23 protein-coding genes and 1 tRNA gene are annotated in these 25460 nt (G+C 49.1%); all 24 read left to right on the top strand.

The annotated features are described in order from the left end of the window. Positions 1-38: 38 nt before the first annotated feature. The 24 genes from ACTTK7_RS11800 to lysS all read left to right on the top strand — a co-directional run bounded on the left by ACTTK7_RS11800 (position 39) and on the right by lysS (position 25168). Positions 39-704 carry a 50S ribosomal protein L25/general stress protein Ctc gene (locus ACTTK7_RS11800; protein ID WP_462868282.1) on the top strand — a complete coding sequence of 222 codons (666 nt, stop codon included), beginning with the start codon at positions 39-41 and terminating at the stop codon, positions 702-704. Between the two features lie 233 nt (positions 705-937). After that, complete coding sequence (gene pth / locus ACTTK7_RS11805; protein WP_462868283.1) at positions 938-1492, top strand: aminoacyl-tRNA hydrolase; 555 nt, start codon at positions 938-940, stop codon at positions 1490-1492. Between the two features lie 84 nt (positions 1493-1576). Further along, entirely contained in the window at positions 1577-5116 is a 3540-nt protein-coding gene (gene mfd / locus ACTTK7_RS11810; RefSeq protein WP_462868284.1) for a transcription-repair coupling factor, read from the top strand. Positions 5117-5141: 25 nt separating this feature from the next. Beyond that, on the top strand, positions 5142-6704 hold the full coding sequence (locus tag ACTTK7_RS11815; protein ID WP_462868285.1) for a putative polysaccharide biosynthesis protein: 1563 nt from the start codon (positions 5142-5144) through the stop codon (positions 6702-6704). Next, positions 6704-8188 (top strand): bifunctional methyltransferase/pyrophosphohydrolase YabN, encoded by a 1485-nt coding sequence (gene yabN, locus ACTTK7_RS11820; RefSeq protein ID WP_462868286.1) that lies wholly within the window; start codon positions 6704-6706, stop codon positions 8186-8188. The genes ACTTK7_RS11815 and yabN overlap by 1 nt, the downstream gene beginning before the upstream one ends. A 2-nt stretch (positions 8189-8190) precedes the next feature. After that, on the top strand, positions 8191-8445 hold the full coding sequence (locus ACTTK7_RS11825) for an RNA-binding S4 domain-containing protein (protein ID WP_322525273.1): 255 nt from the start codon (positions 8191-8193) through the stop codon (positions 8443-8445). Between the two features lie 221 nt (positions 8446-8666). After that, on the top strand, positions 8667-9059 hold the full coding sequence (locus ACTTK7_RS11830) for an FtsB family cell division protein (protein WP_462868287.1): 393 nt from the start codon (positions 8667-8669) through the stop codon (positions 9057-9059). Positions 9060-9188: 129 nt separating this feature from the next. Then, positions 9189-9629, top strand: a complete 441-nt coding sequence (locus tag ACTTK7_RS11835; RefSeq protein WP_462868288.1) for a S1 domain-containing RNA-binding protein — start codon at positions 9189-9191, stop codon at positions 9627-9629. 147 nt (positions 9630-9776) lie between these two features. After that, positions 9777-9853: transfer RNA gene (locus ACTTK7_RS11840), tRNA-Met, on the top strand. Between the two features lie 166 nt (positions 9854-10019). Next, positions 10020-10781 (top strand): threonine/serine exporter family protein, encoded by a 762-nt coding sequence (locus tag ACTTK7_RS11845; protein ID WP_322525270.1) that lies wholly within the window; start codon positions 10020-10022, stop codon positions 10779-10781. 24 nt (positions 10782-10805) lie between these two features. Then, positions 10806-11258 carry a threonine/serine exporter family protein gene (locus ACTTK7_RS11850; protein ID WP_022792856.1) on the top strand — a complete coding sequence of 151 codons (453 nt, stop codon included), beginning with the start codon at positions 10806-10808 and terminating at the stop codon, positions 11256-11258. Continuing rightward, on the top strand, positions 11242-12600 hold the full coding sequence (tilS, locus tag ACTTK7_RS11855) for a tRNA lysidine(34) synthetase TilS (protein WP_462868289.1): 1359 nt from the start codon (positions 11242-11244) through the stop codon (positions 12598-12600). The genes ACTTK7_RS11850 and tilS overlap by 17 nt, the downstream gene beginning before the upstream one ends. Positions 12601-12830: 230 nt before the next feature. After that, positions 12831-13373, top strand: coding sequence for a hypoxanthine phosphoribosyltransferase (hpt, locus tag ACTTK7_RS11860; protein WP_027847186.1), 543 nt, complete (start codon positions 12831-12833; stop codon positions 13371-13373). Between the two features lie 67 nt (positions 13374-13440). Continuing rightward, complete coding sequence (ftsH, locus tag ACTTK7_RS11865) at positions 13441-15477, top strand: ATP-dependent zinc metalloprotease FtsH (RefSeq protein ID WP_462868290.1); 2037 nt, start codon at positions 13441-13443, stop codon at positions 15475-15477. A gap of 213 nt (positions 15478-15690) precedes the next feature. After that, positions 15691-16584, top strand: coding sequence for an Hsp33 family molecular chaperone HslO (gene hslO / locus ACTTK7_RS11870; protein ID WP_322525266.1), 894 nt, complete (start codon positions 15691-15693; stop codon positions 16582-16584). Between the two features lie 109 nt (positions 16585-16693). Next, on the top strand, positions 16694-17626 hold the full coding sequence (cysK, locus tag ACTTK7_RS11875) for a cysteine synthase A (RefSeq protein ID WP_462868291.1): 933 nt from the start codon (positions 16694-16696) through the stop codon (positions 17624-17626). A gap of 235 nt (positions 17627-17861) precedes the next feature. Then, the gene (locus tag ACTTK7_RS11880) at positions 17862-19325 is read left to right on the top strand and encodes an anthranilate synthase component I family protein (protein WP_462868292.1); all 1464 of its coding nucleotides are present in this window, start codon (positions 17862-17864) and stop codon (positions 19323-19325) included. Between the two features lie 27 nt (positions 19326-19352). Continuing rightward, entirely contained in the window at positions 19353-19940 is a 588-nt protein-coding gene (gene pabA, locus ACTTK7_RS11885) for an aminodeoxychorismate/anthranilate synthase component II (protein ID WP_462868293.1), read from the top strand. A 2-nt stretch (positions 19941-19942) separates the two neighbouring features. Continuing rightward, the gene (gene pabC / locus ACTTK7_RS11890) at positions 19943-20779 is read left to right on the top strand and encodes an aminodeoxychorismate lyase (protein ID WP_462868294.1); all 837 of its coding nucleotides are present in this window, start codon (positions 19943-19945) and stop codon (positions 20777-20779) included. 27 nt (positions 20780-20806) lie between these two features. Further along, positions 20807-21649 carry a dihydropteroate synthase gene (folP, locus tag ACTTK7_RS11895; RefSeq protein WP_462868295.1) on the top strand — a complete coding sequence of 281 codons (843 nt, stop codon included), beginning with the start codon at positions 20807-20809 and terminating at the stop codon, positions 21647-21649. Continuing rightward, positions 21642-22004 carry a dihydroneopterin aldolase gene (gene folB / locus ACTTK7_RS11900; protein ID WP_462868296.1) on the top strand — a complete coding sequence of 121 codons (363 nt, stop codon included), beginning with the start codon at positions 21642-21644 and terminating at the stop codon, positions 22002-22004. The genes folP and folB overlap by 8 nt, the downstream gene beginning before the upstream one ends. After that, a complete protein-coding gene (folK, locus tag ACTTK7_RS11905) occupies positions 22004-22519 on the top strand; it encodes a 2-amino-4-hydroxy-6-hydroxymethyldihydropteridine diphosphokinase (protein ID WP_462868297.1) in 516 nt (171 codons plus the stop codon). The genes folB and folK overlap by 1 nt, the downstream gene beginning before the upstream one ends. 32 nt (positions 22520-22551) lie before the next feature. Then, positions 22552-23541: a tRNA dihydrouridine synthase DusB gene (gene dusB, locus ACTTK7_RS11910; protein ID WP_322525259.1), complete on the top strand. Its 990-nt coding sequence runs from the start codon at positions 22552-22554 to the stop codon at positions 23539-23541. A 124-nt stretch (positions 23542-23665) separates the two neighbouring features. Beyond that, the gene (gene lysS / locus ACTTK7_RS11915; protein ID WP_462868298.1) at positions 23666-25168 is read left to right on the top strand and encodes a lysine--tRNA ligase; all 1503 of its coding nucleotides are present in this window, start codon (positions 23666-23668) and stop codon (positions 25166-25168) included. Positions 25169-25460 lie beyond the last annotated feature (292 nt).

Genomic DNA, 25460 nt, shown 5'->3' on the forward strand with positions numbered 1-25460 from the left:
AACACGTTAAAATAAAATTTAATTATGAGGTGAATACCATGGCTACGCAGTTAACTGCAGCTCGTCGTCCTGAAACAAAACAGTCAGTGACGAAAAAACTCCGCAGAGAGGGCACGATTCCAGCCGTTATTTACGGCAAGAAAACGGAAAGCCAGCCTATCTCTGTCGACAACGTTACATTCCTGAAAACGATCCGTGAAGCCGGAAAGAACGGCATCATTGATCTGACTATTGAAGGCGAAAGCAAAAAGCACCAGGTCATCGTGCATGATATGCAGGTTGACTCCATCAAGGATTACTTTATCCATGTTGACTTCTTTGAAGTAGACATGACTTCCGAAATGGAAGCAGACGTTGCTGTAAGCCTCGAAGGCGAAGCGCCAGGGGAAAAAGACGGCGGCGTTGTCTCCCACATGATGTTCAATATTACTGTCAGCGCACTGCCTGCTGAAATTCCTGACAGCATCAGCGTGGACATTTCGACATTGAATGTCGGCGACTCGATTCAGGTAGCAGATCTTCCAGAAGGCTTGAATTACACGATTACGAGTGAGCCGGAAGAAACGATTGTTACAGTTCTTGTACCGGAAGAAGAGCCGGAAGAGCCAGGCGAAGAAGAAGCGGAAGAGCCTGAGCTTGTAGATGCGGATGAAGAATCCGAAGAAGGTTCTGAAGAAGGCGGCAGCGAAGACAACAATTCATAATTTCTGTGCCAAAGCTGACGGAGGGCGTACTGCCTTCCGTCATAAATAAAGATCGCAGGCGACGCTGCTTGACAGGCGCCCTGCGATCTTTATTTATGCTGTGCTCTTAAGCTGACATTCCTTAAATTAAAAGAGGCACTGCAATTGTTTCAAACGTCAAAAAGCAGTTTTTTTAGTATAATATGAAGAAGCAGTCTGAACATTATACGTACGAGACAGAGCGGGGGACCAGCATGAAATTTATTGTCGGGTTAGGCAACCCGGGTAAAAAATATAACAAGACACGCCATAACGTTGGATTTGAAGCTGTAGAAGAACTTGCTTCCATGTGGCAGCTGTCATGGAAAAAGAGCAAGTGGAGAAGCGAAACTGCCGAAACAATGGCAAGGGGCGAAAAAGTGATACTGGTAAAGCCCTTGACTTATATGAATCTTTCAGGAGAAGCAGTAGGCCCGATGCTTGATTTCTATAAAGCGTCCCCAGAAGACGTTTTAGTTGTGTATGATGATCTGGATCTGGCTCCTGGGACGGTGCGCCTGCGTAAAAAAGGCGGCCACGGGGGCCATAACGGCATACGCTCGTTAATCGAGCATTTGGGTACAAAGGAGTTTAAGCGGCTGCGCATAGGAATTGGAAAGCCGGAGAAGGCGTCTGTAATTGACTACGTTCTTGGCGCCTTTCCACCAGAAGAGAGAAAACAGATGGATGAGGCCGTCAAAAAGGCAGCAGCCTCGGCGGAAGCATGGAGCAGTAAATCATTTGATGAAGTGATGAATGAGTTTAATTAATAGAAGGACGGGGTGGGACTGGAAAGTTCCGCTCTCCTTTTGCGTGATAAAAAAAGAAACCGCCATAAATAGGGAGGAACGAGCATGAAGGGTTTACCATCGATATTGGCCTCCAACCCGGAGATCAGGGAAGTTATCAGCGACCTCCAAAACGGAGTTCCGGAGCAGCTGATTTCAGGGCTCAGCGGATCGGCAAGAACGTTGTTTATGACGCTTGCCCAGGAGAAGACGCAACAGCCTCAGCTGGTAGTGACGCATACGCTGTACCAGGCGCAGAAGCTGTACGATGATTTGTTGGAATGGTCCGAGAAGGACGTATTAATATATCCGGTCAATGAGCTTATTTCTGCTGAAATTGCAGTAGCAAGCCCGGAAATGAGATCGCAGCGGATTGAAGTGCTCGACCGTCTGGCCAGCGGTTTTGACGGAATTATTGTGAGCCCGGTGGCCGGCCTTCGCCGTCTGCTGCCTCCGCCTGCTGTTTGGGAAGCAGCCCAGTGGCCGCTGCATGCCGGTGACGATCTTGACCTGGATGCGTTCCAGCAGTTTCTTTATGCTTCCGGTTATCAGCGTGCCGATATGGTGGCTGCTCCTGGTGAATTCAGCATCCGCGGCGGTATTATCGACATCTACTCATTGACGGCGGACAATCCAGTGCGGCTGGAGCTGTTTGATACAGAAGTTGATTCTCTCCGTTTATTTAATCCGGAGGACCAGCGGACAATTGAACAGATTACTAAGGTCACTATCAGCCCAGCCCAGGAAACCATCCTTTATCCGGAGCAATTTCAGCGGGCAGCCGCTCACCTTGAGGACGGACTGAGCAAAACGCTGAAAACGGTCAAGGACGAGAGTGTGAAGCAGAAGGTGCAGGAGCGCCTGTCGGAAGAGCGGGAGCAGCTGCTGCAGCACGTGCGCTTCCAAAGCCTGTACAAATATATGCAGTTTTTCTATGAAAAGCCGGCTACCCTGAGCAATTACTTTCCCCCGGAAACCATCTTTTTTATCGATGAAGTAAGCCGGGTACAGGAAACAGCAGAACGCCTGGATGAAGAAGAGGCGGAGTGGCGGACAAATATGGTAGAGCAGGGAGAGCTCCCGGTAGAAATGCAGCTTTCGGTGCCGTTTCATAAGCTGATAAAAGCCATCGATTTTCCGAAGGTGCTTTTTTCTTTATTTACCCGTAGTTTGTCCGAGTTTCATCCTCGCCGGGTGGCGAACGTCACGAGCAAGGCAATGCAGCAGTTTCATGGCCAGCTGCCGGTACTGAAAAATGAAATTGAACGCTGGCAGAACGGCGGATTTCGTATCGTTTTTGCCGCTGAGACAGAGGACCGGCTCGAGCGGCTGCAGAGAATTCTCGATGATTACGGAGTAGAAGCAGAACGGGCAAACAAGGAGGGGCCATTTACGCCGGGACGTCCTGCTATTGTACAGGGGCGGCTCGACAGCGGATTTGAACTTCCGCTTGAAAAGCTTGCCGTCATTACAGAGCAGGAGACGTTTACCAAGCAGGTACGCCGCTCAAGGCGCCGCGAAAAGCTGAACAATGCTGAACGCATCAAAAGCTACTCGGAGCTGCAGGTGGGAGACCTGGTCGTTCACGTAAATCATGGCATCGGAAAATATCTGGGGATGGAAACCCTGGACGTGGGAGGAGTGCACCAGGACTTCTTGAACGTGTCCTATGCGGGCAATGACAAACTGTATGTCCCGGTTGAGCAGATTGATCAGGTTCAAAAGTACGTGGGCTCAGAAGAAAAAGATCCTAAAATCTATAAACTCGGCGGCAACGACTGGAAGCGTGTAAAGCGCAAAGTACAATCCTCTGTTGAAGACATAGCCGATGACCTGATCAAGCTGTATGCGGAGCGGGAGGCTACGAAGGGGCACGCCTTTAACCGGTATGCGATGGAGGAGCAGGCGTTTGCTGCTACCTTCCCTTATCAGGAAACGGAGGATCAGATCAAAGCAATTGAAGAAATCCGCGAAGACATGGAGCGTGAACGTCCAATGGACCGCCTCCTGTGCGGCGATGTTGGCTACGGAAAAACAGAGGTGGCAATACGGGCGGCGTTTAAAGCAGTGATGGATGGCAAGCAGGTGGCCATTTTGGTTCCAACAACGATTTTAGCCCAGCAGCACTTCGACACGCTCACAGAACGTTTTGCCGAACAGCCGATTAACATCGGTTTGATGAGCCGTTTCCGTACGAAAAAACAGCAGAATGAAACGACCCGGGGGCTGAAGGCAGGAAGTGTCGATATTGTGATCGGCACGCATCGTGTGCTTTCTAAAGACGTACAGTTTCATGATTTAGGGCTTTTGATTGTCGATGAAGAGCAGCGGTTTGGGGTTACTCATAAAGAGAAAATCAAACGGCTCAAGGCAAATATCGACGTATTAACGCTGACGGCAACGCCGATTCCAAGAACGCTTCACATGTCGATGCTTGGCGTTCGTGATCTATCTGTCATCGAGACTCCCCCGGAAAACCGTTTTCCAGTCCAGACGTATGTGATGGAATACAATCCGACGCTGGTCAAAGAAGCTATAGAACGCGAAATCAGCCGCGGCGGCCAGGTGTATTTTATGCATAACCGGGTGGATAACATCAGCCGGATGGCTGACCAGATTTCGATGCTTGTGCCGGAGGCAGAGGTTGCTTACGCCCATGGGCAGATGAATGAGCAGGAGCTCGAATCGGTTATGGTAGAGTTTTTAGAGGGCAATAAGGATGTACTGGTCACAACGACGATTATAGAAACAGGGGTCGATATTCCAAACGTCAATACGCTTATTATTAACAACGCTGACCGTATGGGACTTTCCCAGCTTTATCAGATCCGCGGCCGGGTGGGCAGGTCCAACCGCGTAGCTTACTCGTATTTCACGTACCAGCGCGACAAGGTGCTTTCTGAGGTGGCGGAAAAGCGGCTGCAGGCGATCAAGGAATTTACGGAGCTTGGCTCGGGCTTTAAGATTGCCATGAGAGATCTTTCCATCCGCGGAACGGGTAATCTGCTCGGTGCAGAGCAGCATGGCTACATTGAATCCGTAGGATTTGATTTGTACTCGCAGATGCTAAAAGACGCTATTGAAGAACGTAAAGATGGTCAGCCGAAGCAGCAGGAGCCGGAGATGGAGATGAATATGAAAGCAGATGCCTACATCCCTGACTATTATATTGATGACTCCAAGCAAAAAATAGAAATGTATAAGCGCTTCCGGGGACTCGAGACACTTGAAGACATGGAAGATCTGCAAAGTGAAATGATGGACCGATTCGGAGAATATCCGGTGGAGGTGGAAAAGCTGTTTATTCTCAGTAATATTCGTCTGCGCGCCGGAGTTTCCGGAGTGGAGTCCATTTCCCAGGAAACAAACAAAACCATTATTCTGGTGGGCGAAGCAGCAAGCAGTGAAGCAGACGGCGCTTCGCTGTTCGGACTTGTAAATGACCTGGGACGTCATATTGGTATTGGGACCAGCGGGAAAAAGATTCAGATATCAGTGCAGCACCAGCGGCTCGAGGAAATGAAAATTCTCACTTCCGTGCAGGCGGTCGTCAAAGGCGTGCAGGAAGCAAAAAAAGAGCCGGAAGAAACAACGTCCCCGAAATAGAGCGGGTGGATAGAAGGGATCGAAGATGACTAATGACAAAAGCTCTTTCGCCCGTTTGCTAAAGAGCGTTTCCCTGCTGACAGCAGCTGCCTTGATAGGAAAGATATTCAGCGCTGTTTACCGGATTCCGTACCAGAATATGACCGGAGATATTGGTTATTATGTTTATCAGCAGGTGTACCCGTTTTACGGTATAGCGATGATTCTCGCTCTTTACGGCTTTCCGGCTGTGCTGGCCGGGGAAATGGTCCAGCAGAAAAAAGCATCCGAGCGGCTGGAAACGATGAAAGCGGCTGGAATGGTATTGGTATCTGCGGCGGCTTTGGCTTTTGTTCTTTTGTTTCTTTTTGCACCTTTGGTGGCTGGCGCCATGGGAGACGGGCAGCTTACACCGGTGCTGCGCATGACTTCATTCGTGTTTCTCCTCGTGCCTGTGCTTTCGCTTGGGCGCGGATATTACCAGGGGATAGGGAGAATGGAGCCGACAGCTTTATCACATGTAGTGGAGCAGATGTGCCGTGTAAGCTTTATTTTGTTACTTGCCTGGGCAGCAGTATCGGCCGGCCAGGGAGTATATGACATAGGCTCCTGGGCTATGGGAGCCTCTATAGCGGGCGCCGGCGTCGGAGCCTTGGTTCTGCTGCTGCTCTGGTGGTTTCAGCACCGGCGTCAACCGCTGCCTTTTCGCTTCCGGGGAGCCGGAAAAGAGTATAGGAGCATGGGGAAGAAACTGCTTATACCAGGAGTGGTCGCCTGTCTCGGTGCTATGGTGTTTTTATTTTACCAATGGATTGATGCGTTTACTGTAGTCCCCGGCCTTGAGGCTTATGGTATTTCCGGGCGGGAGGCGAAGGAAACGAAGGGTGTTCTGGACCGGGCACAGCCACTTCTTCAGTTCGGCACGGTAGTATCTACGGCGCTCGCAGCAGCTGTACTCCCTTCGCTTCTTGGCAAAGAAGGAGTTTTTCTTGGCGGTCTTGCTCTTCGGATCAGTCTGGTTATCGGGGGAGCGGCAGCCGTAGGTCTGTATACAGTAGCTGGCTTTGTGAATGTAATGCTGTTTGAAAACAGTAGAGGAACAGAGCTTATGGCTGTGCTCGCTCTTTCCCTTCTGTTTAGTGGCTGGGTTGTAACGGCGAATGCCATTCTCCAGGGGGCAGGCTGTGTACGACTGGCTGCGGGTTCAATAGTGGCCGGGGGCATCATCAAGCTCGTTGGAAATATAATGCTTATCCCTGCCTTTGGCGCCATTGGTGCAGCGGCAGCCACGATCTGTGGTCTTGCAGTTACGAGCCTTCTGCAGGGAAAGCTTCTGCAGAAGCACCGGCTAATCTTTTGGCCTTCCGGCAGGTGGTACTTTCGATGGGTAACTCTTTTAGTCCTGCTTGGAGCCGGCCTGTGGGTACTGCAGCTGCCTGCAGGCAGCATGGAGGCAAGGCAGGCTGCTGGCTTGTGGGCCCTTGGCCTGGCAGGGGCCGGGGTGGCCCTGTGCCTTGCTCTTGTTAAAGGCTTAAAACTTTTCGAACGCCAGGAGTGGAACATGCTTTCCGCAGGCGGAAGCAAAAATGAAAAGAGAGGAGCTTCCTAATGAATAATTCAGATATGCGTCCGGTCATTACCGTTTTAGGGCTTGGGGCAGGAGATGCCGGGCAGCTTCCCCTGGACGTTTACCGGCGTCTCCGCTCAGCTTCATCTCTGTATTTACGTACCAGGGAGCATCCAGTCGTCAGTGAGCTGGAGGAGGAGCTGCCGGAGTATAAAACCTTTGATCGGATTTATGAACAGACAGAGTCGTTCGAAGAAGCATACAGGTTAATGACGGAGGAACTGCTGGACGCTTCTAAAGCCTCCGGGGGCCTTTGTTATGCCGTGCCGGGTCATCCGCTAGTGGCAGAAATGGTAGTGCAGCAGCTGCTTGAAGCGGAAAATGCCGGAAAATGCCGGGTCGATATCGTAGGGGGCCAAAGCTTTTTAGACCCCGTTTTTGCAGCCCTCCGGCTGGATCCGAGTGAAGGCTTCCAGCTGCTGGACGCGACAGCGCTGAAAAGGGAAGACATCCAGGTCTCGACCCATCTGCTGCTTACCCAGGTGTACGATCGTATGACAGCTTCAGAGGTGAAGCTGACGCTGATGGATCTGTACCCGGAAGAGCACATAGTGCACATGGTTTCCGGAGCGGGAACCGGGGCAGAACGGCTTCAGGAGCTTCCGCTGTACGAGCTCGACCGCGAAGACTTTGTCGATAATCTAATGTCTGTTTATGTGCCGCCGCTGCCGTTTTCTGCCCGGTTCGGAGACTGGAACAAATTGCGCAGCATTATCGCCTCTCTCCGGGCTCCGGACGGGTGCCCGTGGGACAGAAAACAAACGCACCAATCGCTGAAAAAATACCTGCTCGAAGAAACCTATGAAGTATTAAGTGCCATCGATGCTGAAGACGACGACAACCTGCAGGAAGAGCTGGGAGACATTTTGCTTCAGGTGATGCTTCATGCTCAAATTGGGGAAGAAGAAGGCTTTTTCACCATTGATGATGTGGTGGAATCAGTAACGGAAAAAATGATCCGCCGGCATCCGCACGTGTTTGCAGAGTCAGCGGCAGCTACTCCGGAAGAAGTGAACACGCAGTGGGAACAGATTAAAAAAGCTGAAAAAAGCAAAGATGGCGAAGAAGATTCTGTGCTGGAGGATATTCCCCAGGCAGCGCCAGCACTCATGAGAGCCTATGAAATTCAGAAAAAGGCAGCGAAGGCCGGGTTCGACTGGGGCGATGATGCTCCGATGTGGGACAAGCTCCATGAAGAAATAGACGAATGGAAGGCGGAGCTTCGGGCAGAAAACGAACAAAACAGCTCAAAGGAATTTGGGGATATTTTATTTGTGCTCGTTAACCTTGCCCGGTTCTTTCACGTACACCCGGAGGAAGCGCTCGAACAGACGAACCAGAAATTTTTCCGTCGTTTTGCCTACATTGAACGGAAAATGAATGAAGAAAACCGGCACTGGAAGGAAGAAAACTTTCTGCAGACAGCGGAAGCATGGTGGCAGGAAGCGAAGAAGGAGGAGGGGTAACGATGAGAATAGATAAGTTTTTAAAGGTGTCCCGGCTGATTAAGCGAAGAACTCTTGCAAAGGAAGTAGCTGCCCAGGGACGCATTACGGTAAACGGTAATCAGGCGAAGGCCGGAACGGAAGTAAAGCCTGGCGATGAAATCATCGTACGCTTTGCTTCGAACACATTAAAGCTAAGAGTGGAAGCCATTAAGGATACAACGAAAAAAGATGAAGCAGAATCGATGTATACACTGATGGAAGAAGAAAGCAAATAATACGAACGGCCGTTCCTTTTTGGGGCGGCTTTATTATTTAGTATGGAAGAAAACCTGCGAAAACAGAAAAAATAAAGCGAAAAACTGTAATAAAGAGGAAAAACCGTGTTGAAACTCCTTCGCTGCTCCGTTATGATTAACATAACTAAAATCGTAAACGGTTTGTAAAGCGCCTGTTTTACAACAAAGCTTGCAGAGACAAGCGAAGGAGGAGCTCTTGATTGATTGAGGAAAAGAAAAAAGTAACAAACATTCATAGACCGCACTCCCATCAGCAGACACAGACAGATGCCCGTAAAGAAGCCTCAGTACAGAAGCAGCGCCGTGGATTGAAAAAAAGAATGACTGCTTTAACCGTTGTTACTGCCCTTGTTGTCATATTAATGGGAATTACTTTGTTTTCACAGTGGCAGACCATTGCGGCCAACAATGAGGAGCAGCATCAGATGGAAGAGCAGATGGCGAACCTTGAGGATAAAGAAGCGGATTTAAATCAGCAGGTGGAGGATTACAACGACCTTGATTACATAGCGGAAATCGCCCGGGAAGAGTATTATTTAACTAAAGAAGGTGAAACGCTTTATAAACTTCCGGAAAGCGATTCATCTAATTGACATTGTTTTTTGGCTTCGAGTATAATTACTTGGACACAGAGAAATTGAAAACGTGAGGCGTTTCTCTTTCTTTTGCACTAATCTCTTTTTATATTTCATATAGGATCCATAAGGAGGAGCATTTTTTAGATGGCAATTGAAGTGGGCAGCAAGATACAGGGCAAGGTTACCGGCATTACGAAGTTTGGCGCTTTTGTAGAAGTGGAGCCGGGAAAAACAGGTCTCGTTCACATTAGTGAAGTCGCGGATAAATACGTGGAAAACATCAGTGATTTTCTGTCCGTCGGGGATGAAGTGACAGTAAAGGTGATGAAGGTAGAGGATGATGGAAAAATCGGACTCTCTATCCGTAAGGCACAGGACCGTCCTCAGGAAGAACGCCCGAAAAGCAGCGGCAGCGGCCGTCCAAAAAGCGGGGGAGACCGGAGCCGTGGAGGATCGAAACCTCCGCAGCAGCAGCGGCCGGCAAGCTTTGAAGATAAAATGAGCAGCTTCATGAAAGACAGTGAAGAACGCCTGGCCACTATTCGTAAGCAGACAGAAAAAAAGGGGAAAAAATCCCGTAAGTAATGCCGAAAGCTTCCAACCCTGGAGAGAGCCTGCCAGCGCACGGCAGGCTCTCTTTGTTTGGGGAAAGGCTACAGCAGAAATTAATTTCTTAGCGCATATTGACTTTTAATATAAAAACAATTTATAATCGTAAATGTCGCAATAAATGGCGGCGTAGCTCAGCTGGCTAGAGCGTACGGTTCATACCCGTAAGGTCGGGGGTTCGATCCCCTCCGCCGCTACCAAATTATAACTTGAATGCTTCCACTGCCAACCGGGCAGTGGTTTTATTTTGTTCCAGGTAATTAAAGCGGTTTCACTGCTGAAAACTACTTTTGTTCCGGTGGCGAGTATTCTATACTTTAAGCGAAAGCACATTTACATATTAATTGAAGAAGGGCGGGGAGGCACGTGGAAAAAGCAGATGACATTATGGCCATGTGTCTGCATGCCGGACAGCTCATGCTCCGCTACGGTTCAGAAACGTTCCGGATAGAGGACACAATGCGGAGAATGGGCCGGGCTGCCGGAATGGAGCAGGTGAATACATTTGTGACGACAACAGCTATCTTTTTGTCGTTTAAATCACCTGTAGACCAGCGTGATCATATACAAATGCTCCGAATTGAGGAGCGTTACCAGGATTTAAGCAAGGTGACCTCAGTCAACCAGCTTTCAAGGGAATACGTAAGCGGTCTTCTTACTTCAAGGGAAGTAAAGAAGCAGTTAAAAGAAATTGAAGAATCACCGATGAATTATCCCGTATGGTTCATTTACCTGGCTTCCGGTATTGGCGGGGGCGCTTTTTCTTATTTGATCGGCTCGAGCATTATGGATATGCTGCCGGCCGCGCTTGGCGGACTCGTGACAGCGGTGGCCCTCGTACGCTACCAAATGAGGCTGAAAGTGAAGTTTTTCTCGGAGTTTCTGGCATCATTCACAGGTGCTTTAATAGCCATGCTGATGGTGCAGATGGGCCTTGTAATGAATACCAACCAGGTAATTATCGGCACGATTATTCCTCTTGTGCCGGGCGTACCGCTGACGAACGCGGTGCGTGATTTAATGTCGGGAGATCTGGTGGCAGGAGTAGCCAGGGGCGCCGAAGCGGCTGTCTCAAGCATGTCTATAGCAGGCGGTGTGGCAGTGGCACTCACAATTTTTTTCGTATAGACTGAGGAAAAGAGGGAAATAACGATGGCGATGTTTGCATTAGAGCTGGGCCTTTGTTTTGTCGCGACGATCGCTTTTGCGATTATTTTTAATATTCCGCTCCGGCTCGTCTGGTGGGGCGGCTTTATCGGTGTAGGCACGTGGGCGATTTATTCACTGATGCCGGTTTTAGGACTGTCGCTCGTTTTTGCGGCGGCGGTGGCTGCATTTTTTGCTTCGTTTGTCAGCCAATGGTTTGCCCGGTTCATGAAAGTCCCGGTGACAACCTTCAGTCTCCCGGGAATTATTCCGCTGATCCCCGGCAGCAGGGCGTATGAAACGATGCTTGCATTCGTACAGGAACGGTATTTATACGGACTCGAGCAGGGCGTGGAAACAGTGCTGCAGGCCATTGCAATTGCGGCCGGTCTTGTGTTTGCGTTTTCGGTATTTTCTGTTGGCAAAGGAGTGGGCCAGCGTTATGAAACGCATCGTTGAAGAATGGATCATCAGATGGGAAATGATACCGCCGGGAGCGAAAGTACTAGCAGCGGTGTCCGGCGGTCCGGATTCCATGGCAGCTGCATCCATCCTGAAAAGCTTACAGAGTAAATATGAATTTACCCTGGGGATCGCTCATGTAAATCACGGCTTCCGGCCGGAAATATCGAAATCAGAGGCGCAGATGGTGCGGGCGTGGTCGAAGCATCAGCAGCTGCCTTTTTTTTCGGCAGCAATGTTTATGAAGGAAGCTCCAGAAGAAAAGGCGACCCAGGCAGCGGCACGGGAAAAAAGGTACGATTTCTTTTTCCGTACTATGGAACATTTTGGCTACAGCGTGCTGATAACCGGCCACCATGCGGATGATCAGCTTGAAACAATGATCATGCAGGCAGCTTCGGGCCGGTCGCTTCTCGGCGAAGAAGGAATTGCCCCGAAGCGTATAATGAATGGTTTAGAGGTTGCGCGTCCCCTGCTTGGGGTGAAAAAAACAGAAATTCTGCTCTATTGCAAAGAGCACGGCATACCTTACGTGGAGGATGGAAGCAATGCTACGGACGATTACAGGCGCAACCGGGTGCGCCGCCATGTCATTCCGGCGCTGACAGATGAATTTCCTTTAGTGCATCAGCACATGCAGGAAAAATACGAATGGCAGAAAGAGCAGCAAAGCTATATGCGCAGCCAGGCCCGGAATTCTCTCGATTTTTACGGAGAAAAGCTGGACTTCAATTATGCAGCTGTAAGAATGGATTTTTTTCATGAAACCCCTCTTGCTTTACAAAGGGAAACGGTTTCGCTACTATTAAATTATTATTTTTCTGCAGAAGAAACAGGCGTTTCGGCTTCTTTGGTGGATTCCTGTATCAGTCTGACTTCTTCCGCAGGTGCCTCAGGAGAGCTTCATTTACCCGGGGGCATACTGGTCCGCAAATCTTACGATAGGCTGGAATTCTTAAGCAGGGAAAAATCCGGCCCTTCTTTTCCTGAAATGGTCCGTATTTCTGACTACGGTGACTACAAATACGGTCCCGGTATCGTCAGGGTGAGTCGTGACCGTCCGGAGGATGCGGATTGGTGGGTGGCTGTACCGGAAAGAATTCTTTCGTTCCCGATATACGTAAGACCCCCGCGCGCAGGAGACCGAATACATATACCAGGCATGAAGGAAGCGAAAAAAATTCATCGTCTGTTTATAGACGAGAAAGTCCCAAAGCATGAACGTGCGCACTGGCCCGTATTTACAGATGAAAAAGGAACCATTTTATGGCTTCCCGGCCTGCGTGCCTCCTTTCGCTATGAAAAAGAATCAGCCTACTTCGTATGGAAAAAGCACTGAGCAGGCACGTGAAATAAGAAGTGACAATTTCGGAAAATTTGTTGTGCAGGGAAGCAAATTCCCTTTATACGTGCTATGATTGAAAATGGACCATTTTTAACAATGGCAGCTTATAGCATGGTTGTAATGCTTCTGTTTTGTGACTATAGTTTTATAAAATAAAACAGCGGCTGTTAAAATTCAGCCCGGATGAAAGAATGAAATTCGCTTGGGAGGGTAAAGACATTCAGATGCACGACGAAATACAGGATATATTAATCTCGGAAGAAGAACTGCAGACAAAAATTAAAGAACTGGGCACAACGCTTACGGAAGAATATGACGGGCGTTTTCCTTTAGTGATCGGAGTTTTAAAAGGAGCACTTCCTTTTATGGCTGATATTGTCAAGCGTATGAACATTCATCTTGAGATGGATTTTATGGATGTTTCAAGCTACGCCGGGGGCACGGTTTCCACTGGGGAAGTTAAAATTATCAAAGACCTGGATACAACGGTTTACGACAGAGACATCGTAATACTTGAAGACATTATCGACAGTGGACGCACGCTTAAATACTTAATCAGCCTCCTGCAGACCCGGGGAGCAAAGTCGTTAAAAGTGGTAACGCTCCTGGATAAGCCGGAGGGACGGGTAGTGGACCTTACCGCAGACCTGGTTGGCTTTACTGTGCCGGATGAATTTGTCGTGGGCTACGGTCTGGATTACGCAGAAAGATACCGGAACCTGCCGTATATCGGTGTGTTAAAGCCCGAGATTTATCAAGGCGGATGATTAGGAACAGACAAGTGAATATGATACTATTATTGCAGCTTTCGATGTATGCAGGAGGAGGTCAGGAATGAACCGAATTTTTCGTAACACTGTGTTTTGGCTTTTTTTATTCCTGGTTATTATAGGGATTATCAGCTTTGCCCAAAACGATGGTGGAGATACAAATACAATCAGCAGTACAGAGTTCAATGAACGTCTTAGTGAGAACGAATTTGCTACTATTACGCTCCAGCCCGAGGGCGGAGTTTACAATGTAACAGCTGCCACCAGTGAAGATACTGAAAATGCGGAAACATACGAGTCGTATATTCCGATGACAGATGAATCAACACAGCAGCTGCAGACAGCACAGGGGCCTAACGGCAACGCTGTCGAATTTGATACGCAGCCGGAAGAAGAAACGAGCGGTTGGGTTACTTTCCTTACAACGATGATTCCATTCATCATTATCTTCCTTCTGTTCTTCTTCCTGCTCAGCCAGTCCCAGGGTGGCGGCAGCAAGATGATGAACTTTGGTAAAAGTAAGGCGAAGATGTACCAGGAAGACAAAAAGAAGGTGCGTTTTAAAGACGTAGCCGGTGCGGAGGAAGAAAAGCAGGAGCTTGTAGAAGTCGTTGACTTTCTGAAAGATGCCCGTAAATTCTCCAACATCGGTGCCCGTATTCCAAAAGGCGTACTTCTTGTCGGGCCTCCGGGTACAGGTAAGACGCTGATTGCCCAGGCGGTCGCCGGAGAAGCAGACGTACCGTTCTTTTCCATCAGTGGTTCAGACTTCGTGGAAATGTTTGTCGGTGTCGGTGCTTCCCGTGTACGTGACCTTTTTGAAAACGCGAAGAAAAATTCGCCGTGTATCATTTTCATTGACGAGATTGACGCAGTAGGACGCCAGCGTGGTGCCGGCGTCGGCGGCGGCCACGATGAACGTGAGCAGACGCTGAACCAGCTTCTGGTTGAAATGGACGGCTTTGCCGGCAATGAAGGTATCATTATCATTGCAGCGACTAACCGTGCCGACGTACTCGACCCTGCACTTCTCCGTCCGGGGCGCTTTGACCGTCAGATTCTTATCGGCCGTCCGGATGTAAACGGCCGGGAGGAAATCCTTCAGGTGCATGCGCGCAACAAGCCGCTTGCAGAAGACGTTAACTTCCGGGCCATCGCACAGCGTACGCCTGGTTTTACCGGGGCGGACCTCGAAAACCTTCTGAACGAAGCGGCGCTTGTGGCAGCCCGTGCTGATATGCAGAAGATCAGAATGACGCATGTGGAAGAAGCGATTGACCGCGTTATTGCCGGTCCTTCGAAAAAATCACGCGTTATTTCAGAAAAAGAACGTAACATCGTGGCGCACCACGAAGCAGGCCACACAGTTGTTGGCATGAAGCTTGAAAACGCGGATATGGTGCACAAGGTAACCATCGTTCCGCGCGGCCAGGCCGGCGGTTATGCAATGATGCTTCCGAAGGAAGATCGTTACTTTATGACCAAGCCGGAGCTTCTCGATAAAATTGTCGGCCTGTTAGGCGGGCGTGTGGCAGAGGAAGTTATGTTTAACGAAGTGAGTACAGGTGCTCATAATGACTTCCAGCGTGCGACAGATATCGCCCGCCGCATGGTTACCGAATACGGTATGAGTGAAAAGCTCGGCCCGCTGCAGTTTGGCTCAAGCGGCGGCGGCCAGGTATTTCTCGGCCGTGACATGCAGAACGAACAAAATTACAGTGACGCTATCGCTCACGAAATTGATAATGAGATGCAAAGAATCATTATGGAGTCATACGAACGCTGTAAACAGATTCTTACTCAGTATAAAGACCGGCTTGAGCTTGTAGCCCAAAGCCTTCTGGAGCTGGAAACGCTTGATGCAGAGCAGATCCGTTCCCTTGTTGAAGACGGCAAGCTTCCGGAGGATCACTATTCGAATAAATCGGATGAAGAGATGGGTGCTACGAAAAGCGAAGAGCAAAAGCGTGAAGAGGAAGAAGCTGACCACGTCCTAAAAGACGACAGCGGTGAATCTTCTTCGGAGGACACCTCCTCTGAAGAAAAGACAACTTCTTCGGATTCGAGCTCGGACAGTGACGATACGAACCGTCGCGACTAGTATACAAAAAAGGGTGCCTTTAAGCGGGCATCCTTTTTTGTATGTTTAAAAGAGAGCGGATGTTTTTCTCCGCACGTTCTGCGGTATAGCATAAATAGAGAATGCGAGCGGATTAGTTGTTTTTCAATTGGTTTTGTACAATACTATGTATCAGGTTTTCAAAGATAATATTATGATATAGAGAGCAAGAGTGGAAAGGAAGGAATTAAATCAATGAAGGATTATTTAGTAAAAGCAACAGCGTTTAATCATCAGGTTCGTGCTTACGCCGTACACACGACAGAAATGGTGGACGAGGCGGTCAGACGCCACCAGGCATGGCCGACTGCTTCAGCGGCTTTGGGCCGGGCAATGACAGCGGGTTCCATGATGGGAGCGATGCTTAAAGGCGACGATAAACTGACCATTAAAATTGAAGGGCACGGGCCAATGGGTCCGATTATTGTCGACAGCAACTCTTCGGGTGATACGAGGGGATATGCCCACAACCTGCAGGTTCATTTCGATTTGAACGACAGCGGTAAACTGGACGTAGCCCGAGCCGTCGGTACAGAAGGAACCTTATCGGTCGTTAAAGATCTCGGCATGCGGGACATGTTTACCGGCAACGTTCCGATTGTTTCCGGGGAGCTCGGAGACGATTTTACGTATTACTTTGCGAATTCCGAGCAGCTGCCTTCGTCTGTCGGTCTCGGAGTGCTTGTAAATCCGGATAACTCTGTGAAAGCAGCAGGCGGGTTTATTATTCAGGTTCTTCCTGACGCAGAGGAAGAATATGTAGCGCACCTTGAGCAGCAGATACAGCAGATGCCACCGGTGTCCAAGCTGATTGAACACGGCAAAACCCCGGAGGAAATTCTTCATATTATCCTCGGTGAAGAAGTGAACGTCCTCGATACGCAGCCGGTCCAATTTTCCTGCCAGTGCTCCAAGGAACGGGTGGAAAACGCGATTATTTCTCTTGGCACCGACGAGCTTCAGGATATGATTGAAAAGGACGGGGGAGCCGAAACGACGTGTCACTTCTGTAATGAGGTCTATCACCTGGACGTTGACGATCTGGAGCGTCTGAAAGAGCGCACCTCCGAAATCGAAAACCGCTCCTAGGTTATTTGTGCGCCTTTTGATCTACAGATTGACAGATGTTGACCAAATTGGTACGATTAAATTATTATAAAACCAATAAATTTACTTGGTGTTTGAAGGAGGAGCATGAATGAAGGCTGCAAATAACGTTACAGAACTCATTGGAAATACTCCCGTAGTAAAACTAAACCGTTTAACCGGGGAAAATGATGCAGATGTTTATTTAAAACTCGAGTATATGAATCCAGGAAGCAGTGTTAAAGACCGTATTGGTCTTGCAATGATTGAAGCTGCTGAACGGGATGGCCGTTTAAAAGAAGGGGATACAATCGTTGAACCGACAAGCGGTAACACAGGCATCGGCCTTGCGATGGTAGCTGCTGCCAAGGGCTACCCGGCGGTGTTGGTAATGCCGGAAACAATGAGCATGGAGCGTCGCAACCTTCTTCGTGCATACGGCGCGGAACTGGTGCTTACACCAGGGCCTGACGGCATGGGTGGCGCGATTTCCAAAGCGAATGAGCTTGCTGAAGAAAAAGGCTACTTTATGCCGCAGCAGTTTGAAAACGAAGCGAACCCGAAAATTCACCGTGAAACTACCGGTCGCGAGCTGCTGGAGCAAATTGACGGACCGATTGATTCCTTCGTTTCCGGCATCGGCACCGGCGGTACGATTTCCGGGGCAGGCGGCCTTTTGAAGGAGCACTATCCGGAGATGCGTATTGTTGGCATTGAGCCGGCGGATTCCCCGATTTTAAACGGCGGAAATAAAGGCCCTCATAAAATCCAGGGTATCGGGGCCGGCTTTGTACCAGGCACGCTGAACACAGAGGTTTATGATGAAGTAGCGGAAGCAACGACGGAGCAGTCGTTTGAATATGCCCGCCGTGCTGCCCGCGAGGAAGGCATTTTGGGTGGTATTTCTTCCGGATCGGCTATTTATGTTGCATTACAGGAAGCGAAAAAGCTCGGCAAAGGCAAAAAAGTTGTGGCTGTTATTCCTAGTAACGGGGAACGTTACTTGAGCACGCCTCTTTATCAGTTTGAAGACACTGTAGACTGATATAAAAAACGTTTAAAAGTCCGTACCCTCAAAAAAGGGCGGGCTTTTTTTATGGAAAAATATTTTTGGTGATGTGCTTTAGTTTATTTGGAGTGAATGGAAACGAAAAAGGGTAATGAAGCAAACGCAGCGTTCTGATTGTTTTTTTATAAAAAATTTCGTAGACTTGGAAGAAATGTAAAGAGAATTTTCTGTAAAAAAGAGAGAATTGGATGAAACCGGGGGCATACACATAATGGATGAGCGACTGGCCCGAGGGCCTCAAGCAGGAGAATCATATACACAGACTACGACGTCGTTTTTTCAGACGAATGACCAGTTTTTTCAGGCGTTCGACTTTCTTGCCAGGGAAGAGCCTTACCATGTGCTGCTTGAAAGCGGACGTCAGGGCGAACTCGATATCGCCGGCCTTTGTCCCTTTGCGGTGGTGGAAGGGAAAAACGGAGAGACGAGCCTTCATAGACATGGGAGTACTGAAATGCATGCAGGAGATCCGCTTGAAGCATTGGCAAAATGGATGGAGCCGTACAATCTTCCAGGGGATTCGGCACTGCCTCCGTTCCAGGGGGGAGCGGTAGGCCAGATAAGCTACGACTATGTACGTTATATTGAACATCTGCCGGAGCACGCGGTGGATGACCTGAGGATGCCGGACGCGTATTTTCTACTGTATGACCTGTTTTTCATTCACGATAAAAAAACCGGGCAAACGTGGGTGTGGCATTTACATGCCGAAAAGGAAGACGCCGTTAAATTCGTCGAGAAATGGAAAAAAGCATGGATGGAGGCAGCAGAAAATTCTGCCGGACAGGAGCATTCAGAATCGAAGGGCGCTGTTTCTGCCGAAAAGTCGGTGCCCTCCTTTTCCGGGGAGTTGTTCGGCGGGGCGGTCGAGCAGATTAAAGAGTATATTGCCGCGGGGGACGTATTCCAGGTGAATTTATCCACCCGCCAGACCCAGCTTTTGCACACCTCTGCCTTTCATATTTATCAAAAGCTGAGAGAGCTGAATCCTTCCCCTTATATGGGCTATATGCATACACCGGACTGGCAGACGGCCAGTGCCTCCCCGGAGCTTCTGGTTAAAAAACGGGGTGCGGAGGTGTCCACCCGTCCGATTGCGGGGACCCGTTCGAGAGGAAAAGACGAACAGGAGGATATGGCGCTTGAACAGGAGCTGATGGGCACAGAAAAAGAGCGGGCCGAGCATGTCATGCTCGTCGATCTTGAAAGAAATGACCTGGGCCGTGTCTGCCGCTATGGTTCGGTAAAGGTGGATGAATTAATGGCAGTGGAACGGTATTCCCACGTGATGCATATCGTCTCCAATGTAAGAGGAATACTTGCTGAAACAGAGCAGGTATATGATATGATAAGGGCAGTGTTCCCCGGAGGGACGATTACCGGTGCCCCGAAAGTACGGACGATGGAAATTATTGAAGAGCTCGAGCCGGTACGCCGGGGCTTTTATACAGGGGCGTTCGGCTGGATCGGCTACAATAAAGATGCGGAGCTGAACATTTCCATCCGCACGATGCTTGCCAAGGATGGGTACGCCCATGTTCAGGCAGGGGCCGGGATCGTTATCGACTCTGATCCAAAAGCAGAATACAAAGAATCAATCAAAAAAGCCAAAGCGTTATGGGAAGCGAAAAGACAGAGCGAAGCAGAGGCCGGCATCACCCACGAGCAGAGCTGAGACTAGAATAGAAAGGAAGATTTTCGCATGATTTTAATGATTGATAACTATGACTCGTTTACGTACAACCTTGTGCAGTACCTCGGAGAAATGGGAGAAGAACTCGAAGTGCGGCGCAACGACCAAATCACGGTGGAGGAGATTGATCATTTGAATCCGGATATGCTGATGATTTCCCCGGGACCCTGCAGTCCGGATGAAGCAGGGATCAGCGTCGAAGCGATACGCCGCTTTGCCGGTGAAATCCCGATTTTTGGTGTCTGTCTCGGCCACCAGGCGATTGCTCAGGCCTTTGAAGGCGATGTTGTACGGGCGGAGCGGCTGATGCACGGAAAGACATCGGCTATCCATCATGACGGTGTAAGTATTTATGCCGATCTTCCAAATCCATTGACGGCTACAAGATACCACTCGTTAATTGTGAAAAGAGAAACACTGCCGGACTGCTTTGACATCACCTCTGAAACGGAAGCCGGAGAGATTATGGGCATTCGCCACCGCACTCTTCCTGTGGAAGGCGTGCAGTTTCACCCCGAATCGATTATGACCGGTGAAGGGAAACAGATGCTCAAGCGCTTTGTGGACCGGCACCGGCAGTCAGAAGAGGTGCTGTAGCATTGTATGTGTATATAGACGGCGAGATAAAGAAGGCGGGCGAAGCTCGTCTTTCTGTGTTTGATCACGGTTTTATGTACGGACTCGGCTTATTTGAAACGTTTCGGGTGTATAACGGCCACCCGTTTTTGCTGAATGCTCATATGGAAAGGCTTGAAGCCGGCGCAGAAGAGCTCGGCATTGTCTTCCGCTATGAACGTGGAACGGTCGAGGCGGAAATTCAGCAGCTGCTCGACGCCAATAGGCTGCAGAATGCCTACGTACGATATAACGTATCCGCAGGGCCTGGAAATCTGGGGCTTCAAACGACTCCCTATCTCGAGCCGGTTATTGTTATTTACATGAAGCCGCTTCCGGCAGCGGGAGCGGAACCTATGCAAAAGGACGCCTTATGGCTTCAGCTGAGGCGGAACAGTCCGGAAGGCCGGGAACGCATGAAGTCCCATCATTATATGAACAACTGGCTCGCCAAACAGGAAATAAAAGACCGGCCGGATGCGGAGGGTATTTTCGTTAACGGCGAAGGGTATGCCGCAGAAGGCATCGTGTCCAATATTTTCTGGCGCAGGGGAAATACTTTGTATACGCCGGCAGTGGAGACAGGTATTTTAAACGGCATTACCCGCCAATTTGTGATACAGTTAGCACATGAAAATGACTACACCGTGGAGGAAGGACGCTTCCTCCCGCAGGATGTAGAAGCGGCAGAAGAAATGTTTGTCACGAATTCTATTCAGGAAATTGCAGCAGTCCGGGCCCTTGGGGATTATTATTTTCCAAGCTATTCAGCAGCCCGGCTGCTGCACCGCCGCTACCAGAAAGAAAGAGAGAAAAAATAACAGCTGGCACGGCAGGGAGGAGAGAAAATGCGCAATCAGGTAATGCGATGGAAGAATTGGGAGCTTGATTTTTCCTTAAAAACGTTTGTCATGGGGATTTTAAATGTGACGCCGGATTCCTTTTCTGACGGAGGCCGGTACAGCGAGGTGGAGCAGGCTGTCGCGCAGGCAGAAAAACTGGTTGAGGACGGCGCGGATATTATCGATATCGGCGGGGAGTCTACACGCCCCGGGGCGGCATTTGTAGAAGCAGAAGAAGAGCAGCGTCGGATCGTTCCGGTGCTCGAAGCCCTGAGAGGCCGGATAGGCGTACCTATCAGTGTGGACACCTATAAAGCGTCCACCGCTGAGGCAGCTGTTAAAGCCGGTGCGGATATCATTAACGATGTGTGGGGAGCGAAAGCAGATCCCGACATGGCCCGGGTAGCAGCTGAATACGACGTGCCAATAATTTTGATGCATAACCGCGATAATACAGAGTACGAGGATTTGATGCCTGACATGATTCAGGATGTTTATGAAAGCATAGCCATTTGCGAGCAGGCTGGAGTCAAGGCAGACCGCATTATTCTGGATCCCGGCATCGGCTTTGCAAAAACCTATGAGCAGAATCTCGAAGCGATGCGGAAGATGGATCAGTTTACGTCACTTTCGTACCCCGTGCTCCTTGGCAGCTCCCGTAAATCGCTTATATCAAAAACGCTTGAGCTTCCTGCCGACGACCGGGTGGAAGGAACAGGCGCTACAGTAAGTCTTGGTATCGAACGCGGATGCGATATTGTCCGTGTACATGACGTAAAAGAAATGACGCGCGTAGCCCGGATGATGGACGCTATGCTCGGAGTAAGAAAGGAGCATTCGGTTGGATAAAATTCATTTGCAGGGGATGGAGTTTTACGCTTATCACGGGGTGTTTGAGGAGGAAAACAGGCTCGGCCAGCGCTTTCGCGTCAATTTGGTGCTTGAAGCGGATCTGAAGCCGGCAGCGGCAGAGGACGACGTAGACAAAAGCGTTAACTATGCCGAAGCGTTTGAAGCAGTAAAAGAGGCCGTGGAAAACCAAACGTACCGGCTGGTGGAAACGATTGCCGAAAAAATCGCCGAAACAATATTTGCGCGTTTTGGAATCGTGGAGCAGCTTCATGTAAAAGTGATTAAACCGGATCCGCCAATCCCGGGACACTACGATCATGTTGCCATTGAAATGACCAGGGTTCGTCCATAATGCCCCAGGTTTTTATTGCACTGGGGTCAAACCTTGGAAAGCGGGAAGAGTATTTAAAGCGGGCGGTCATGGCTATGCAGCAGAAAAAACAGATGCAGTTGACAAAGCTTTCACCGGTGTATGAAACCGCGCCGGTAGGGGTGGTTGATCAGCCGCATTTTCTGAATATGGTTTCCGAATGGAGCACTGATTACGGACCGGAAGAACTTCTGGAGGTGCTTCACGGAATTGAACATGAACTTGAGCGTATACGTGAAGAACGGTGGGGACCGAGGACCGTGGACCTTGACATTCTTATCTATGATGAAGAAAATATGAACAAGGAGCATTTAATCATTCCGCATCCCCGGTTAACTGAGCGGGCCTTTGTGCTGGTGCCGTTTTTTGATATTGCCCCGGACCGTTTTGTTCACGAGGACAGGACGGTTCGTTGGTATGTAAAAAAGCTGCCGGAGAAGGAACGGGCTGACGTAGTATACTGGGGCGAGCTGTTAATAGAGAACGACGACGTGTGAAAAATAAAGACAACACATAGGAGGTTGCTGTAGTGTTAAAAATTCGTGACATAGAAATGAATAACCCGGTGGTGCTTGCTCCGATGGCCGGGGTAAGCAACCCTGCTTTCCGGCTGATTGCGAAGGAATTTGGAGCAGGGCTCGTGTGCGCAGAAATGGTAAGCGACAAAGCAATACTGCATGAAAATGAAAAATCGATGCGGATGCTTTACGTGGATGAAAGGGAAAAACCGCTCAGTCTTCAGATTTTCGGCGGGGACAAAGAAACGATGGCCGGGGCTGCTGAAGTAGTGGATCAGCATACCAATGCAGATATCATTGACATAAATATGGGCTGTCCTGTGCCGAAAATCACTAAGTGTGATGCAGGGGCAAAGTGGCTGCTTGATCCCGATAAAATTTACCAAATGGTAAAAGCAGCTGTGAACGCAGTAGATAAGCCCGTAACGGTGAAAATGCGGATGGGCTGGGACGACGAGCATATACTGGCTGTGGAGAATGCCCAGGCGATTGAGGCAGCCGGCGGCGAAGGCGTAGCGGTACACGGGCGCACCCGGGTGCAGATGTATGAAGGCGTGGCGAACTGGGAAATACTTAAGGAAGTAAAAGACGCTGTGAACATCCCGGTAATTGGCAATGGAGATGTCTCTACCCCTCAGGACGCCCAGGCGATGCTTGATACGACTGGAGTAGACGGAGTCATGATTGGCCGTGCCGCTCTCGGGGACCCGTGGATGTTTTATCGGACGGTACAGTATTTGGAGACAGGAAAGCTTGTGGAAGAAGAACCAACTCCAAAGGAAAAAATGGATGTGTGTATCGTGCATATGGACCGTTTGATAGAGTTGAAAGGTGAAGATGTGGCTGTGCGGGAAATGCGCAAGCACGTGGCCTGGTATCTAAAGGGCATGCACGGCGGCTCTAAAGTACGGGGCAAAGTAAATGAACTGAATACACGCGATGAAGTGGCGGAAACACTATATAATTTTGTCGGTTCTACGGAAGCTCCCAGTATGGCATAAGCATTTGCACGCAGAGCGGCTTCTTCCAGGGAAGCCGCTCTGTTTATGACTGCCGGAATAAAACTGGAAACAAAAGGTGTTATATAGAAGGAAAAATTAAAAGCGATCTAAAGGGGAGACTACTATGAGCCAGGATCAAGAGCTGAACGACCAGTTCCGTGTACGGCGGGAAAAACGAGAAGCACTGATTAATGAAGGGAAAAACCCATTTGGAGAACGATTCGCGCGTACGTATGATTCAAAAACCATGCACCGGGAATTTGACGACTTCTCTAAAGAGGAGCTGAGCGAAAAGAATACGGATATTACGATAGCAGGGCGCATGGTCACTAAGCGCGGAAAAGGAAAAGCGGGATTTGCCCATCTGCAGGATCTTGAAGGGCAGATTCAGATTTACGTACGGAAAGACGAAGTCGGCGACGAAGCATACGAAGGCTTTAAGGATATGGATATTGGAGACATTGTCGGGGTGCGCGGCCGTGCGTTTAAAACAAATGTAGGGGAATTATCTGTGCGGGCCACAGAAGTAACGCTCTTAACAAAGGCTCTTCGCCCGCTGCCTGATAAATACCATGGACTTCAGGATATTGAACAGCGCTACCGCCAGCGTTATTTAGATCTTATTGCGAATCCGGAAGTGAAAGATACGTTTATCATGCGGAGTAAGATCATCCAATCCATGAGAAATCATTTGAACCGCCAGGGCTTTTTGGAAGTGGAAACACCGATGCTGCATACAATACCGGGAGGAGCGTCTGCGCGTCCGTTTGTTACTCATCACAATGCTCTGGATATGGAGCTGTACATTCGTATTGCGATTGAACTGCATTTAAAGCGTTTGATTGTCGGTGGCATGGAAAAAGTATATGAAATTGGCCGCGTCTTCCGGAATGAAGGTATTTCCACTCGCCATAACCCCGAATTTACTATGATGGAATTGTATGAAGCCTTCGGAGATTATGAAGATATTATGGACCTGACCGAAAGCCTGATCGTACAGATCGCAGAAGATGTACTTGAGAGCACGACCCTTCAATATGGGGATGAACAGATTGAACTCGGCAATCAGTGGAAAAGAATGCACATTGTAGACGCTGTCAAAGAAGAAACCGGCGTGGATTTCTGGCAGGAAATGAGTGACGAAGAAGCCAGAGCGCTGGCTAGAGAACATAATGTTCCTATCCGGGAAACGATGTCCTTTGGTCATGTGGTTAATGAATTCTTTGAGCACTTTGTGGAAGAAAAACTAATTCAGCCTACATTTGTTTACGGTCATCCGCTCGCTATTTCTCCGCTTGCAAAGAAAAACGAAAAAGATCCAAGATTTACAGACCGCTTTGAATTATTTATTGTAGGGCGTGAGCATGCGAACGCCTTTAGTGAGTTAAATGATCCTGTAGATCAGCGGGAGCGGTTCGAAAAACAGGTGGAAGAAAGAGAAGCTGGAGATGAAGAAGCTCATATGATGGACTACGATTATCTTGAAGCAATGGAATACGGACTTCCTCCAACAGGAGGTCTCGGTATAGGCATTGACCGGCTGGTGATGCTGCTTACGAACTCTGCTTCTATCAGAGATGTGCTCTTGTTTCCGCAAATGCGCAGCCAGGCTTCTCACGAAGAGTAGACAGTTTCCTGCCGGCTTTCTGACCCGAAAGCCGGCATTTATATAAAAAATTAAAAGAAAATATAAAAATGGGTTGCGTATAAATAAGAAACGATGATATATTGTTTTTTGTCGCCGTAAAGAGAGCGGCATGCTGTTCAGGCAGCTGAAAAAAGTTATTGACTTAATAACACTCCGGTGTTAATATATAAAAGTCGCGAAAATAACGACAGATTGTTCTTTGAAAAGGAAAGACAAGCCAGAGCCCCAAAGAAAAGAAACACATTTAGGGCATCACTGATGCCACAGCATC

Source organism: Marinococcus tarijensis (assembly GCF_054971385.1).